This is a genomic window from Parageobacillus sp. VR-IP, assembly GCF_013357975.1.
In the GTDB taxonomy this organism is placed as follows: domain Bacteria; phylum Bacillota; class Bacilli; order Bacillales; family Anoxybacillaceae; genus Saccharococcus; species Saccharococcus caldoxylosilyticus.
The window spans coordinates 254,974-269,149 of sequence record NZ_JABVYQ010000003.1 but is presented as its reverse complement, the minus strand read 5'-3'; the positions used below and the strand labels follow the sequence as shown (position 1 = coordinate 269,149).

The following is a 14,176-nucleotide window of genomic DNA, read 5'->3' as shown; positions in this document are numbered from 1 at the left end:
CGGCGGGGAGCCCGTTTTTTATGGAGCTAAGTTTAACGGAAACGCAATTCGTTCTGCAAGCTCCGGAATATCAATAAATGGGTTGCGATTTCCTTGAATGAAAAAAATAGCGCTATTACGGTGCCTCTCATAAATGGTTGCTGGAAATTGCCGATGCCAGCGAAGCAGAAGCGGAACGTCGATTTTACTCCGAAACGCTTTGGCGATAGTGTGCGGATAGCGCAACAAAAAATAGAGCATCGCCCGCGCCACCGTTCCCTTTCCGTATTCCGGTTCGAAATAGCCATTTTGTACGACGCCGCAGCGGTTCTGAATCTTCTCTTTTGGTGATTCCGGATTATAAAACGGAAAATCAGCGTACGGAAAATTCGAACGCAGCGTATTACATTCGGGCTGACAAACAAAGAGGTGATGCAAATCCCCTTTCATCGGCTCTCTTGCGCCAAACCATGACTGTGGCACGACATGCTCGGCGTTAAACTTCCATTGCTGTTCAATCTTTTTCACCCGATACTTTTCCTCTTTTTCCCATTCCCTTGTTCTTTTCAACAATTGTCGGAACGCATCATAGCGTTTTTTCATCGTTTCATAATCTTGAAGAATTAATGTCTTTGGATCTTTCTTCTCTCCTGAATAAATGCTTCTGACCGTTCCATCCGGCTGCAAATCGACCCATGTATATAAATATTCATCCTTGCTGAAAAAATAAGGAAGCCGCCGCTTATGCGTGCGCGAAACGAGTTCATGATATTTCACAAACAGCGTAAGTCCGTCCCCTTCCAACGGTACACGCCGGTAATACCGATGCATCGCTCGGATATCTTCCTGTTCATCGTAATACACATCCATTTGTGCTTCGATATGCTTAAGATGCTCTTGCAAGACGTCTAATTGCTCCTGTGGATCATTCCCCTGCCATTGCTGCAATTCTTCTAGTTGCTTCCGTACTTCTTCCATTCGTTTCACCTTGCTCCCTTTTCCCTTTGTATTACAGTTTACCACTTCTGCGTTATTTCGTTGCCAAAAAAATAAAGTCCGCTCGCAAATCTCGAGCAGACTTTACCGATAAGGCCTAGCGCATGATAAACGACATGACACCAAACAGAACGGCAGCCATTCCCGCCGCGATAAACGCAGGAACTAATTTTGTCCGTGCATATTCCATCACCGGCAAATCTAAAATCGTACATAACGTCACCGTATTATCGCTCAGCGGCGAGGCAAACGCCCCGAACGTCCCGCTTGCAAACACGGCGCCAATCACCGGTAAAATATTTGTTCCTGCCTGATGCGCGAGCGTGACGCCAAGCGGCATTAACATCCCCCATGTCCCCCATGAAGAGCCGATAAAATAGGAAATGACCGCACCAAGCAAAAACAGCACAGGGGCCACAAAATATTGTGGAATCCACCCTTTTACATGATCGGTAATATACTGCGAAAATCCTAAATCCTCCGACACCGCCGAAAGCGCCCAAATAAGGGCTAGCATTAAAATCACGGAAATTAATTCGTTTCCGCCTTTCACAAAATGCGTCAACAGATCATTTAATTTAAACTTTTGCAAGAGAAAATAAACAACCGTAATGATTACTGTTAAAAATAATGCTTCTAACATAGCGCCAAGTGCATCGCTGCGCAAAAACGCATCGAAAAACGTTTTTGCCCCTTTATGTCCGTCCCACCAGCTTAAAAATAACGTCAGCACAAGCACAATGGATAACGGAACAATCAAATTCCATGGCTTGATTGGGGTTTCCTTATTATACGCGCGCGGGCAAGTTTGCATCTCTTCCCCTTCTTCCCCTTGCGCCTCGTTTGGATTTTCCTTTTCTTGTTTATTCGTATGGACTTGATTTTCCTCGGCAAACTCCAAGGCTAGCCGTTCGTTCCATCGGAGGATCGGCGCAACCTTTCCTTCTCCTTCTGCCGCAGCACGTGTTTCTGCTTTCCGTGAATATTTAAAGAAGCTGTAATAAAGTCCAACAATAATAATCGTATAGGAAAAAAAGTTAAACGGAATGCTTTTGACATATACAATATATGGCTGTGCGCCAATACCCGCTGTTTTTAGCGCTTTATCAATCACGGAAACCATATAGCCGACAAATGCCGTCGCTAACGGAATAAGCGCTACCACTGGATTGGACGTCACTTCAATCGCAAACCCGATTTGCTGCGAAGATAATCCGAGGCGTTTTTTTAACGCTTTCATAATCGGTGCAATCGTCACAATGCGGAAATCAGGGTCGCTAAATGTCACCATCGTCGAAATCCATGTTAACATCAACGCGCTTTTCGCTGATTTCACTTTTTTACTGATCAGATGCACAAATCCTTTAATTCCGCCCGTATACTTAATCATACTAACCAGCCCAGCAAATACATACAGAAAAATAATGATGCGAATATTATTCATCTGCATTACATTTTTAACTAAATACGAAAGCATCGTACGCAAGCCGCCAAGCAGCGACGGGTCCATTAAATAACTGCCTAAAAGCAACCCAACAAACAAGCCAGGGATCACTTGTTTCGTCCAAATCGATATGGGAATCACCACTAAAAACGGAAGCAGCGCTTTCCATGATGGTTCCATGAATGCCATCACTCCTTTTCCTTTTTCTTCTTTAAAAGTATGGGCATTGATCAGTTTCTCTATGCTAAGTAAGTGCATTGCAATTTATTTTCATGCAAAAACGCCTAGATTGTTATAAATATTCTGATTATTATAAAAATTTTATGATATAAATGATGAACAGGCAGAAGGGAAGAAACGAATTTAAAACCTGAGGATGTATTTACTTGGTAGCGCACTTTCGCAAAGGAAGAAATACGGCAATTCGCTGAGTTATCTGGGACAAAGGGAGACATCATATGGAACGGGATGAGAAAGGTCGGCTGATAGTCCAAGGATTGTTTACCGCCAGCATCGGCACAAAAATCGCGGAGACTTAAACTATATTGCGAGAGAAATGCATAGTGAGTTTATCCGCCCCGTGTTTTCCGGCGATACGATTACGTGCGAACTAACGATTACCGATGTCGTCCCGATGGACGGATACAAAAAAGTGGCGATGAAGACGGTGGATCGAAATCAACATGGCAAAAAAGTCTTAATAGGAACAAGCACGGGGATCATCAGAGACGAGGAACCATCCTTATAAACAAAGAAGGCTGTCGCTTTAGACAGCCTTCACCGCTTCGCCTTGATGCAATGGTGTTAACGACAATGTATGCAGCGTAATTTCCGGTTTTGTGCCAATGCGGATGTTTACCCCCGTTTGACCTAATCCTTCGCTAATATAAAACGGCTTACCCTCCAGTTCGTGATAGCCTTTAATGATATTCATCCGCACTAGTTTTCCCATTTTTACAAGATGATACGGCTTTGGCCAATGAATTTGTCCGCCGTGAAAATGCCCAGAAAGCAAATAATCAAAGTGATAATGGCGCATGTGCAATACAATATTCGGGTCGTGCGTGAGTACGAGATTTAAGCCGTCTTTTACATGGACATACGCTTTTTCCACGTCACTGCGCCCTGTATAAAAATCATCAATGCCGATGATATTCACCGTTTTTCCTTTAATGGAAACCGACTTTGCTTCATTTTGCAAAACGGTGCATCCATGTTGTTCTAACGTTGCTCTTAAATGTTCGAACTGCTCTCCTTGTAAAACATAGTCATGGTTACCAAACACCGCATACATGCCGTATGTCGGATTTAGCTTTTGCAATGCCGTCAAATACGGACCAAACTTAGGAATGCTCGTTTCACGATCAAGAAAATCGCCGGTTAAAGCAATCAAATCAATTGGTTCATCTTTTAATTTCTTATATAGATAGTCAGGGGAAATCGATAGTTTTTCTAAGTGAAGATCTGATAAATGCAAAATACGGACGACGTCTGGATCACTCTCGTGGCAATGCACTTTCACTTTATGCAAAACCGCTTCATACGTATTGCGGTGCGCTTTATAAATCATAAATAAAAGAAGCATTAGAATAATAAAAACAAAAAAGAATATCATTGCTCTCTCCTCCTCTTTACCATTATAGTAAATGGGAAGAGAGAAAAAAGAGGGAGTTAATGGATCGGCTGGTAACCGTATAATGCCAATAGCTTCTTTTTCGACATGAATAAATATTTCGGCGGCCGCCCCAACGGTTGAAAACGGAGTCGAGCAACTACGGTCATTGGAATGAGCCCGATGGTTTTAAACCACTTATAAAACGGATTGACGATAGAAAATGTTTCAAATCCTAATCGCTCGCATCCTTTGTTTAACATTGTAATGCCAATAATCCCTTTGATTTCCGGAAATTGTTCATGATGGCGGAGATAATGGGCAACGTAAGGGAGCCCGGCTTTCACTTGTTCAAAAATATAACGGCCTTTTTTAATTTCGCTATCGAAGCGAAGAAGCTCGCGAATAAGACGAACGTTATGCAAATGAATTTTGAGGAGAAGGTCATTTTTTTGTATTTTCGTGCCGTCTGATAACACCACTTCCCGTCCTTTATACCTCGTTATGCGGACACGAAAAATCGGCTGGCAGCCGTTCCTTTCCGTTCCAACATACTCAAGCCTGGAACATGCGTAATAAATCGGATCAAACGCCCCCCATACCGCTAAAACGCATTGTCTCGCTTTTTCCTTCATACACTCCCCTCTTTTCCGGTTATTGCTCATTTACATTGATATTGTGAAACATTCTCCTAAGGTTTATAAATGGATAAAAAAGGGACGGACAAACCGCATAAAAATTCATATTTTGCACAAACTCGATAATAATCTTGTTCATCAGGTGATTGACATGAAAACCGTACTCTTTCTTCCATTGTTGCAAATCCCCTCCGGCCATCACCAGACGGCGGATGCGTTAAAAGATGGACTTCTAGCTATGGATCCACAGTTACAATGCCATAAAATAGAACTGCTCTCATCGCGGCTAGGAAGAGGGGAAAAGCTAGTTTCCTATATTTATGTAAACTGGATTCGTCATTTCCCTAAAACATACAACACCTTGTACTATCACTCCGTCGTCCGCCAGAAAAAGAGACAGCTATCATTTCCGCATTACGAACTGCTTTTTCTTGAACATGTAAAAAATATAGTGAAACATGTCCAGCCAGATATCATCGTCTGTACACATTCCCTTCCTTCCTACTTGTTAAACCGGCTCAAAAGAAACGGGGAAATAACCAATCCGGTCGTCAACGTCTATACCGATTATTTTGTTCATGGTTTATGGGGAACGGAAGCTATTGATTGCCATTTTATCGGCCATCCTTATATGAAAATGCAGCTGCGTAAAAAAGGAGTTCCGGAAAACCGCATTTGTGTAACCGGCATCCCGCTTCACCCTGACATAACGATCGGAAAACGGGAAAAACAAATGAAGCGCTCCCGCTATTTCGGGCTTATTTCCGGCGGCAGCTTAGGCATTGGCACGCTTAAGCATATGTTGAAAAAAATTTCTCACGACGATCCAATCGATTATTATGTCCTTTGCGGGAAAAACGAACGAATGTACAAGCAGCTGCAAAGCGAAAACCATCCTCGCCTTATTCCGCTTCCTTACATTTCATCACGCCAGGAGATGAACGCGCTTTATGATCAAGCAGATTTTATTTTAACCAAACCAGGCGGCGTGACCATTAGCGAATGTTTATATAAAAGACTGCCGATTTTTATTTATGATACGCTTCCGGGGCAAGAGGAAATCAACTTTCGCATATTGAAGCGGCATCATCTCGTGTTTGATTTTTTAAACTGGAAGGAGTTGCGTAATATTTCCGATGCTATTCTTTCTATTCTTCACTCTCCGCAAATCACGCACTATTTCGCCCATGTCGAACAATACCACCGCCAGCTTTCTGCCGAGCACCCAGCAGCGTTGCTCTACGCGAAGCTCGTTTCCTTGGAAAAGCCATTATTTCTTGGCGCAAACAATCCTGCGGCCGGCAAAAAGAAAGGCTCGTCTTCTTAGACAGACCTAATTGCTACGTAATCTAAGGTAAAGAGCTGTTTAAGGGCGAAAACGGAAATGGGCGTTCATCTGCCCTTTTAACATTTTTTCCCGCAGCTCTTTCGTCATTTCCTGGCGGATTTCCCTTGTCGGAACCCCTTCTTCCCGCTTATTGGCAATCTCCATTAACTGTTCAACATCGGCGAACGAATATTTGCGAATTCCGTTCGAGCGATCCGGAAAAATCAACTTCCGCTCTTCATAATAGCGGATTTGCCGCTGCGATAGCCCCGTTAATTCACTGACGATGCCGATAGAGATGACTTTTTTGAATTTATAGGAATCTTCTTTATTCGTCATCCTCTTCACCTCACATGTTATATTTCCTAACATAATTATAACGATTTTTTACCATTTATGATTATTTTTGTAAATAAAATTAACATATTTTTTAATTTTATTGTAAAGTGGCTTAACAAAATAAATGTAATATGAAGAAAAACACCGTATATTAAGGGATAAATACGAGGAGGGAAAAAAGATGGGGAAACTGATGCGCACAGCAATTACGAGGCAAAAGCGATTTTATATTGATAGACTGTTGCAAACTGGCTTGTTTCATGACTCTGCCGCACTGCAACAATGGACAGTAAGCGAATTGCAGAGCGAATACGAACGGCACAGAATACGAAAGAAGAAGCAGGGGGATGAACATGGACCAAAAAGCTCTTGAGCTGGCCAGACGGATCGTAGAACTTGATTTGAAGCGCGACGCGATGTTCGAACAATTGATCCAATTAATTGGAGAGCGCGCCTACGAAGTACTGCGTTTCGTCCAAAACCGTATATAACGGCAGAAAAGGACAGCTGGACGCTGTCCCTTTCTTTTTGCGCTTGCCTGCATCTCTTGCTGACAAAATACCGGCAAGATCCTTGTTTCTGTGTTATGCTCTTACGGACTGTTTCACCGCTTCGGCGGACTGATTGATGCCGCTTTTCATGTTTTTTGCAGCTTCTGAACGATCCAAAAACCGCCAACATCCCAAACCTCTTCTCTCATTCTTGCGGGCGCCACAAATGTTCGTTTAATTTCTCTCTTATTCCATCCGGAATCGGCTCCGGCCTTTGCGTTTCGAAGTTAAAATTGACGTAAACCGATCTTCCTTTCGCGCAAAGTCGCCCGCTTTGATGAATTTCTTCGTAGATGGTTAGACTTGTGTTGCCGATACGCTCGATTCCTGTATAAACGGTCACTTCCCTGCCATAATAAATTTGATTCACATAATCTACTTCCATATGGATAATCACCATTCTCCAATTCTTAAAGGAAAGATCGGGAGTAAACATTTTAAAAATTTCTTCCCTCCCGGCTTCAAACCATACCGGAATCGTCGTGTTGTTAATATGGCCGACGCCGTCTGTTTCGGAAACTCTTGGGACAATGACAGTTGTAAACATTGACAACCTCCATTCCCTGATTTTTAAAAAATGTAACTCGTTCTAGCTAGGCAAGAGGCAGCTCCGATCATTGCGATAAATAAGGTTTTACGGCAAACGAACTGTTCCAAATAAAAACGCAAAGGAAAGCCGGATCAGGCTTCCCTTTTCTTCACCGTAGCACAGCAGGCCGTTTCTATCAATATTTTTCCTGCTCATCCCTCTATCTTATTTCGGCTCCGTCACCACACCTTTAAAAGCGGATTGGTAAATCGTCCGTATATCGTCTTCCAATAACGGCAGCGGGCTGCGCGCCAGCAATCGTTTTTGCTGGGCGGCATCTTTCGTTAAGCTTTCCAATGCGCTTTCCGGGATGTTAAAGCCGCCGAGCGTTCTTGGGATGCCGACATCGCGGACGATTCGCTCCAGCTCTTCGACGCATTTATACGAAGCTTCTTCTTCAGAAAGAAAGCTCGAGTTTCCTCCCAGCGCATTCAAAATATCGGCCATCCGCTTCGTGCAGCTTTTGCGGATGTACCCCATCACATACGGAAGCAATACGGCGTTCGATTCGCCGTGGGCGATATGAAATTGCCCGCCTAACGGATAGGCGAGTGCATGCACTCCTGCGACCCCGGCGTTAAAAAACGCTAAACCGGCTAAATAGCTGCCATTGCTCATATCGATCCGCGCCTGCTTATCTGCGCCGTTTTCCACCGCTTTGCGCAACGACCGCGCGATCAAACGAATTGCTTGAAGCGCTAAACCGTCTGACGTCGGGCTGGCATTAACAGATACATACGCTTCGACCGCGTGGGTTAGCGCGTCAATTCCTGTTGCGGCCGTCACCCGCGGCGGGACGGAAACGGTTAATTGCGGATCGACAATGGCGGCATCCGCCAATAAGTAGTCGTGAGTAACAACGTCTTTCGTTGTCTCTAACGATAATACGGAAATGTTCGTGACCTCCGATCCCGTTCCGGATGTGGTCGGAATTAATATTTTCGGCAAGCCTTTTTTTTCAATCTTTCTTGTTCCTGTCAAATTTAAATATTCGGCAACCGAGCCCTCGTGTGCGGCAAGCACCGCAGCCAGTTTCGCCAAATCCATCGCGCTGCCGCCACCGACGCCAATGACGAGGTCAAATTGGCCTTCCCTGGTAAAAGCGACCACTTTTTCCCCCGTTTCTAACGGCGGCTCTGGTACGACATCCGTATAAACATGAACATCATAGCCCTTTTCCTGAAGCGGTTTTGTTACTTGCACGACAAGGCCGATTTTCTCTAGCACCGGATCGGTGACAACTAATATCTTTTTCGCGGAAAACCGCTCCACTTCCGGGACTAAATGATCTAGCGCTCCCCAGCCGACATAGCTAAGTGGTGTAAATACGATGCGTGCGACTGACATTTGGTTCTTGCTCCTTTCTTATTCGTAATATCCTCCCGTAGACTTGCGAAACTTTTTAAATTGTTCGGCGTCATGCCCAAACCATACTTGTGACTTTGTTTCCTGCGCGATACGGCGGATTCGTTCAACGGTGTTCATATAACCGAGCGAGTCGTAAATAATACCTGGCGGCTTAATTGGCGGACCGTAGCTTTCCGCTGTGTAAATCGCATCAGAAGCGAGAATAATCCCTCCCGTTTCCGGCAACTCCACATGCAGCCCCAGCATTCCCCACGCATGTCCACTGCCAAAGTTTAAGACTTTCACCCCTTCCGCAAGGAGGATGTTATCCTCATGCCGCTTGACCGTCCGCCATTGCAAATTATTTTTTATCCATGCATCGATATCCGCCCAAATATATGCTCCTTCTTTTTGATTTCTTGCATAGCATTGCAATGCCCCGTTAAACTCATCTTCATGAACGATGATCGTTGCGTTTGTAAACATTTCTAAACATCCGGCATGGTCTAAATGCAAATGAGAAGCGACTACGTAGCGAATATCCTCCGGTCTTACTTTCAGCTGTTCCAGACGGTTATGCAAATAGCACTCCTCAGTTGCCGTCCACGGGAACATTTGCTGCGTCGATTCTGCCCATCGTCCTTGAGGTCCCATTGAATTAGGATTACAAGAGGTATCAAATAAAATTTTTCCCTCTGGATGATCAATCAGCACCGTATAAATAGGAAATTCCACAAACTCTGTTTGTGCATTTGGATTATGAATCGTTGCTGGATTATGCATCGCGATCATCCAATTTTTATCCATCCTCATTCTCCCGTTATCCATCACATACAATTTAGGACGTGCTTTGATCACATTCGCCATTATTGATCCTCCCCCTTGTCAAAATAATGCTCCTTCTTCATCAGGACCAACCGGTGTACAAAAAATGCTTTCAATATCGGCCTCTCCCCCCCTTTTTTGTCTTGCAAGTCCTATGCCACCTCGTAAAAGCCTGATTTATCTAGCAAAAACTGATAGGCATGCTGAAAAAAATCACCACTAACAAAGGAGAAACCATAGTGATAGCGAAATGAATAAATTGTGACCGTTTTCACCACTCGGTGAAATCATTCACCGTTTTTAAAGGAGAGATCGGATGATGGCCATCATCGCTTCCGAAATGCTCGAACATATTTTTTCCTCCATTCATAACGGGATCATAGTGATCGACAAGCATAACCGCATCGTCTTTTTAAACAAGGCGGCGAAAAAATTGCTGCATATCGAACACGATCACTGGAAAGGAAAAGATATTCGTGGTTTCATTCCGACAACCCAGCTTCCACATGTAGTAGAAACGGGAGAAAGCACCATTGGCGTCAAAGTGAACATCGCCGGACGGGCCTGTTTGGTCAATCGCACGCCGCTCTATTGCGACGGCAAACGCATCGGCGCGATCGCTGTGCTGCAAGATATTTCGGAAATGGAGCATTATCATCAACTGTCTAAAAAAATGGAAACGATTATCGAATTTTCCACCGATGGCATTTATGTCGTCGATGGAAACGGAGTTACGCTCATGGTCAATTCCGCCTATGAAAAGATCACCGGATTTCGCCGCGAGGAATTGATAGGGAGACATATGGAGGAACTGGTTGGTAAAGGATACTTTGACCAGTCCGTTTCCCTTCTCGTTTTGCAACAAAAACAGCGTATTTCCATTTTGCAAAAAATCGGCGGCAAAAAAGATGTGATCGTCACGGGAAATCCGGTTTTCAACGACCAAGGGGAAATTGACATGATCGTCACAAGCGTCCGTGATATTTCCAAGCTGAACGAGCTGAAAATGGAGCTGGAAAAAGCGAAAAGTTTCTCACAAATGAGCCAGCATCGCTACACCTTTTCCACTAGCGACAGCGATGAGCAAATCATTTGCCGCAGTCCCCTCATGAAAACGCTTATTCACAAGGTCGAACAAATCGCCGCCTATCCTACGACCGTGCTGCTCACTGGGCCATCCGGCGTAGGAAAAGAAGTGATCGCCAATATGATTCATCATCTTAGTCCGCGGAAAGATCAGCCGTTTATTAAAGTCAATTGCGCCGCGATTCCCGAGACACTGCTTGAATCCGAGCTGTTCGGCTATGAAAAGGGTGCGTTCACCGGCGCGCAAGCAAGCGGCAAAATCGGCTTATTTGAGCTGGCGGACCGCGGAACGATCATGCTTGATGAAATTGGGGAAATGCCGCTATCCTTACAGGTGAAATTATTGCGCGTCCTGCAGGAAAAACAAATACAGCGCATCGGCAGCCGCCATGCAAAAAAACTCGATATCCGTATTATCGCGGCGACAAATCAAAACTTGTCTGAACTGATCGCGTCTGGAAAATTCCGCTCCGATCTATACTATCGCTTGCAAGTGATCGAACTATTTATCCCTCCGCTGGCGGAACGCCCGGAAGACATCGAACCACTTTTAGACCATTATTTTACATTTTATTGCAAGCTCTATCGCATCCACAAGCGGCTTTCTCCACGCACAAAAGCGGTTTTGCAGCAATACCATTGGCCCGGTAATGTCAGAGAGCTGAAAAATTTAATGGAAAGCTTGGTCGTTTCTGTCCCTGCCCGATACATTGAACCAGATGACCTCCCAACTCATATTCGCAGTCGATCAGACACCTCCTCCTGCCTCACGCTGAAAGAAAAAGTGGAGCAGTTTGAAAAGCGGCTTGTCTATGAAGCGATCGAAAAATCCCCATCGCTGCGAAAAGCGGCGGAACGGCTGGGAATCGATCACTCCACGCTGATCAAAAAGCTAAAAAGATGGAAAAAAACAGAAACACCGCGGCCGTATTAATATGGCGCGGTGTCATCTTGTTCAATTTGTCCGCAAATCCCCTTATTTCCCATCATTCACGCTTTCGCTGTTGCAAAATTTTCTTCTAGAAAACTTTCCTTCTACTTCTACCATTCAAAAATGCCTTATTTCCTTATTAGTCCTTGTACCGCCTCTTCCATCTCCTTCATCAACTCCCTTACAAGCTCCTGAGCCGGTATATTCCTTGCCAAACGATGCCCTTGCCCCGCCCACAGAGACATCATTTGCGGGTCATTGGCCTTGGCCGAAGCGCTGCGAAGCGGTTTTGTCATATGATGAATATGAGGATACGCTGCAGGAGCAAGCGCGTCATATTCAGTAAGAAAACGGTTGACTAGCCCACGCGCAGGACGGCCGGTAAACGCACGGGTGATGGCGGTTGTTTGAAACTGCTGGTCGATAAGGGCGTTTTTGTGCAACGGACTCGCTCCGCTTTCCGGACAGCGCAAAAACGCTGTCCCTAATTGGGCGGCACACGCCCCCGCCGCCAGTACCGCGGCAATATCGCGTCCGTGCATAATGCCGCCAGCGGCAATGAGCGGGAGGTCTACTGCCTCGCGAATTTGCTGCAGCAAAACAAGCAAACTTACATTCTCATCCACTGTTTCGTCATTGCGAAACGTAGCGCGGTGTCCTCCCGCTTCCGGCCCTTGCACACATAGGGCGTCCGCTCCTTGCCCTGCCGCGATTTGCGCTTCGGTTTTGGAGGTAACGGTTACAATGACAAAGGAGTCATTGTCTTGTAGTTTGCTGATGATCTTGGACGAAGGGCAGCCAAACGTAAAACTGACGACAGGAACTTTTTCTTCATACAAAACTGTAAGTTTTGCTTCCCAATCATCATCATCCCATTTAGGCTCGCCAAGGGATACTCCTAACCGCTTTGCCTCTTCTTCCAGCATCTCTTTGTAGCGGCGCACCGCTTTCTCATCTGCATCATCCTCGCTTGGTACAAACACATTAACGCCAAATGGCTGATCAGTCAGCGCTCGAAGCGCGGCAATTTCCTTTCGCATTTCTTCCGCTGTTTTATAACCGCCGGCCAAAAAGCCAAGTCCTCCTGCTTCGGACACTGCCGCAGCTAACGCCGGCGTTGAAACCCCGCCGGCCATTGGCGCTTGAATAATAGGAACAGAAAGGGTGTGTAACATCGCTTCTCCTCTTTCCTTGTATATTTTGTATATTTGCTGCCTAATAAAACAATTCACAATATGTCAGCGAAATTCCTGCTAAAAAAGAACAACTAAATTTGCTGTTCATCAAAGGTGATTGGGGTTTATTGATCTAGCCTTTTAAAGCAGATGCGCCGGCACGAAATGCACCGGCGCGCACAGAAAAATTAGTTCCAGTTCGCAATGCAAGGTAATGGATCTGGTTTTTGACAGGTGCTAGTTACATAATAGTGTTTTTCTTTCGCAGAAGCCTCTAAAAGTCCCTGCATAATATCTAAAACATGGTAAGCCATTTCACCATTCGCTCGATGAGGTCTATCTGTTAAAATTGCATTTGCCATATCTGCGACACCAAGTCCTCTACAGTTATCAATATATCCATGCGTAAGAGAAACCTCTCTCCAATCTTTGTCATCTGCCCTTCTCACATAAACAGGCCCACCAAATTCATTTGGATTGGGTACGATGATCGAACCTTCTGATCCGTAAATTTCCATATGTGGGAGTTTAGCCCCCCAAACATCAAAACTTGTAATCATTGTTGCGATAGCTCCATTTTCAAAATCAATGACCCCAGCAACATGTGTAGGCGTATTTACTTGAACTTTTTTGCCATACTTCGGTTTACTTGTAATGGTGCGTTCCGGAAACGTAATTCGGGCAGAACCTGTTACCCTTTTTACCGGACCTATTAAATTAATAAGAGTAGTTAAATAATAAGGTCCCATATCAAACAGCGGTCCCCCACCAACGTCATAATAAAATTCTGGGTTTGGATGCCAGCTTTCATGTCCATGATTCATCATAAAAGCAGTTGCCGCCACTGGCTTGCCAATCCAACCGTCATCAATAAGTTTGCGGCATGTCTGAATTCCTCCTCCAAGAAACGTATCTGGCGCAGCACCTACCCGTAACCCTTTTTTTCTTGCAAGCTCAAGAATCTTTTTCCCCTCTTCCCTTGTAATGGCTAAAGGTTTTTCTACATAGATATGCTTACCTGCATTGAGCGCCTGTAAACAAACTTCTGCATGGGCTTTTGGAACAGTGAGATTAACGACAATTTCAATTTCTTCGTCTGCTAGTAATTCTTCCACCGTACAAGCTTTTGGCACGTTATACTCTTCTGCTTTTTTCTGCGCTTTTTCAATATCAATGTCCGCACAAGCAACAACTTCCAACGAATCAAATCGTTTTGCGGATTTTAAATAAGTTCCACTTATATTTCCACAACCGATAATTCCTACTTTTACTTTTCTCATAAACCAGCACCCCTTCTATTTTTTATTTATTGACAACAAAAAGCTATTGTTCTTCTA

Annotated in this window: 14 protein-coding genes and 1 pseudogene; 5 read left to right on the top strand and 10 right to left on the bottom strand. The window is 44.6% G+C overall.

Annotated features, from left to right (window positions below; translation table 11 throughout):
- Positions 1–18: 18 nt before the first annotated feature.
- Together HT574_RS09345 and HT574_RS09340 are read right to left on the bottom strand one after the other, a co-directional pair.
- Positions 19–957 carry an endonuclease I family protein gene (locus tag HT574_RS09345; RefSeq protein ID WP_175244380.1) on the bottom strand — a complete coding sequence of 313 codons (939 nt, stop codon included), beginning with the start codon at positions 955–957 and terminating at the stop codon, positions 19–21.
- A gap of 115 nt (positions 958–1,072) precedes the next feature.
- On the bottom strand, positions 1,073–2,599 hold the full coding sequence (locus tag HT574_RS09340) for a Na+/H+ antiporter NhaC family protein (protein ID WP_175244379.1): 1,527 nt from the start codon (positions 2,597–2,599) through the stop codon (positions 1,073–1,075).
- A gap of 234 nt (positions 2,600–2,833) precedes the next feature.
- Between HT574_RS09340 and HT574_RS09335 the strand changes: the two are divergent.
- Positions 2,834–3,167: pseudogene (locus HT574_RS09335) on the top strand (hotdog family protein).
- Between the two features lie 18 nt (positions 3,168–3,185).
- Here HT574_RS09335 and HT574_RS09330 read toward each other — a convergent pair.
- Positions 3,186–4,034, bottom strand: coding sequence for a metallophosphoesterase (locus HT574_RS09330; RefSeq protein ID WP_175244378.1), 849 nt, complete (start codon positions 4,032–4,034; stop codon positions 3,186–3,188).
- Between the two features lie 56 nt (positions 4,035–4,090).
- The gene (locus HT574_RS09325; protein ID WP_175244377.1) at positions 4,091–4,666 is read right to left on the bottom strand and encodes a YkoP family protein; all 576 of its coding nucleotides are present in this window, start codon (positions 4,664–4,666) and stop codon (positions 4,091–4,093) included.
- Between the two features lie 154 nt (positions 4,667–4,820).
- Between HT574_RS09325 and HT574_RS09320 the strand changes: the two genes are divergently transcribed.
- Positions 4,821–5,996: an MGDG synthase family glycosyltransferase gene (locus HT574_RS09320; protein ID WP_254698632.1), complete on the top strand. Its 1,176-nt coding sequence runs from the start codon at positions 4,821–4,823 to the stop codon at positions 5,994–5,996.
- 39 nt (positions 5,997–6,035) lie between these two features.
- On the opposite strand, the gene HT574_RS09315 is transcribed toward HT574_RS09320, so the two are convergent.
- Positions 6,036–6,335 (bottom strand): MerR family transcriptional regulator, encoded by a 300-nt coding sequence (locus HT574_RS09315; RefSeq protein ID WP_042409306.1) that lies wholly within the window; start codon positions 6,333–6,335, stop codon positions 6,036–6,038.
- Positions 6,336–6,516: 181 nt separating this feature from the next.
- Between HT574_RS09315 and HT574_RS09310 the strand changes: the two genes are divergently transcribed.
- A complete protein-coding gene (locus tag HT574_RS09310; RefSeq protein WP_175244376.1) occupies positions 6,517–6,708 on the top strand; it encodes a Fur-regulated basic protein FbpA in 192 nt (63 codons plus the stop codon).
- On the top strand, positions 6,689–6,826 hold the full coding sequence (locus tag HT574_RS09305) for a hypothetical protein (protein ID WP_017434248.1): 138 nt from the start codon (positions 6,689–6,691) through the stop codon (positions 6,824–6,826). The genes HT574_RS09310 and HT574_RS09305 overlap by 20 nt, the downstream gene beginning before the upstream one ends.
- Before the next feature lie 205 nt (positions 6,827–7,031).
- Here HT574_RS09305 and HT574_RS09300 read toward each other — a convergent pair whose 3' ends face one another.
- From HT574_RS09300 to ahlS, 3 genes are all read right to left on the bottom strand, one after another.
- Complete coding sequence (locus HT574_RS09300; protein WP_175244375.1) at positions 7,032–7,433, bottom strand: acyl-CoA thioesterase; 402 nt, start codon at positions 7,431–7,433, stop codon at positions 7,032–7,034.
- A 207-nt stretch (positions 7,434–7,640) separates the two neighbouring features.
- Positions 7,641–8,822: an iron-containing alcohol dehydrogenase gene (locus HT574_RS09295; protein ID WP_175244374.1), complete on the bottom strand. Its 1,182-nt coding sequence runs from the start codon at positions 8,820–8,822 to the stop codon at positions 7,641–7,643.
- An 18-nt stretch (positions 8,823–8,840) separates the two neighbouring features.
- The gene (gene ahlS / locus HT574_RS09290; protein WP_175244373.1) at positions 8,841–9,689 is read right to left on the bottom strand and encodes an AhlS family quorum-quenching N-acyl homoserine lactonase; all 849 of its coding nucleotides are present in this window, start codon (positions 9,687–9,689) and stop codon (positions 8,841–8,843) included.
- 274 nt (positions 9,690–9,963) lie between these two features.
- On the opposite strand from ahlS, the gene HT574_RS09285 reads away from it, so the two are divergent.
- Positions 9,964–11,667: a sigma 54-interacting transcriptional regulator gene (locus HT574_RS09285; RefSeq protein WP_175244372.1), complete on the top strand. Its 1,704-nt coding sequence runs from the start codon at positions 9,964–9,966 to the stop codon at positions 11,665–11,667.
- A gap of 125 nt (positions 11,668–11,792) precedes the next feature.
- Here HT574_RS09285 and HT574_RS09280 read toward each other — a convergent pair whose 3' ends face one another.
- Positions 11,793–12,839: a nitronate monooxygenase gene (locus tag HT574_RS09280; protein ID WP_175244371.1), complete on the bottom strand. Its 1,047-nt coding sequence runs from the start codon at positions 12,837–12,839 to the stop codon at positions 11,793–11,795.
- Positions 12,840–13,027: 188 nt separating this feature from the next.
- Positions 13,028–14,119 (bottom strand): Gfo/Idh/MocA family protein, encoded by a 1,092-nt coding sequence (locus HT574_RS09275; protein WP_175244370.1) that lies wholly within the window; start codon positions 14,117–14,119, stop codon positions 13,028–13,030.
- Positions 14,120–14,176 lie beyond the last annotated feature (57 nt).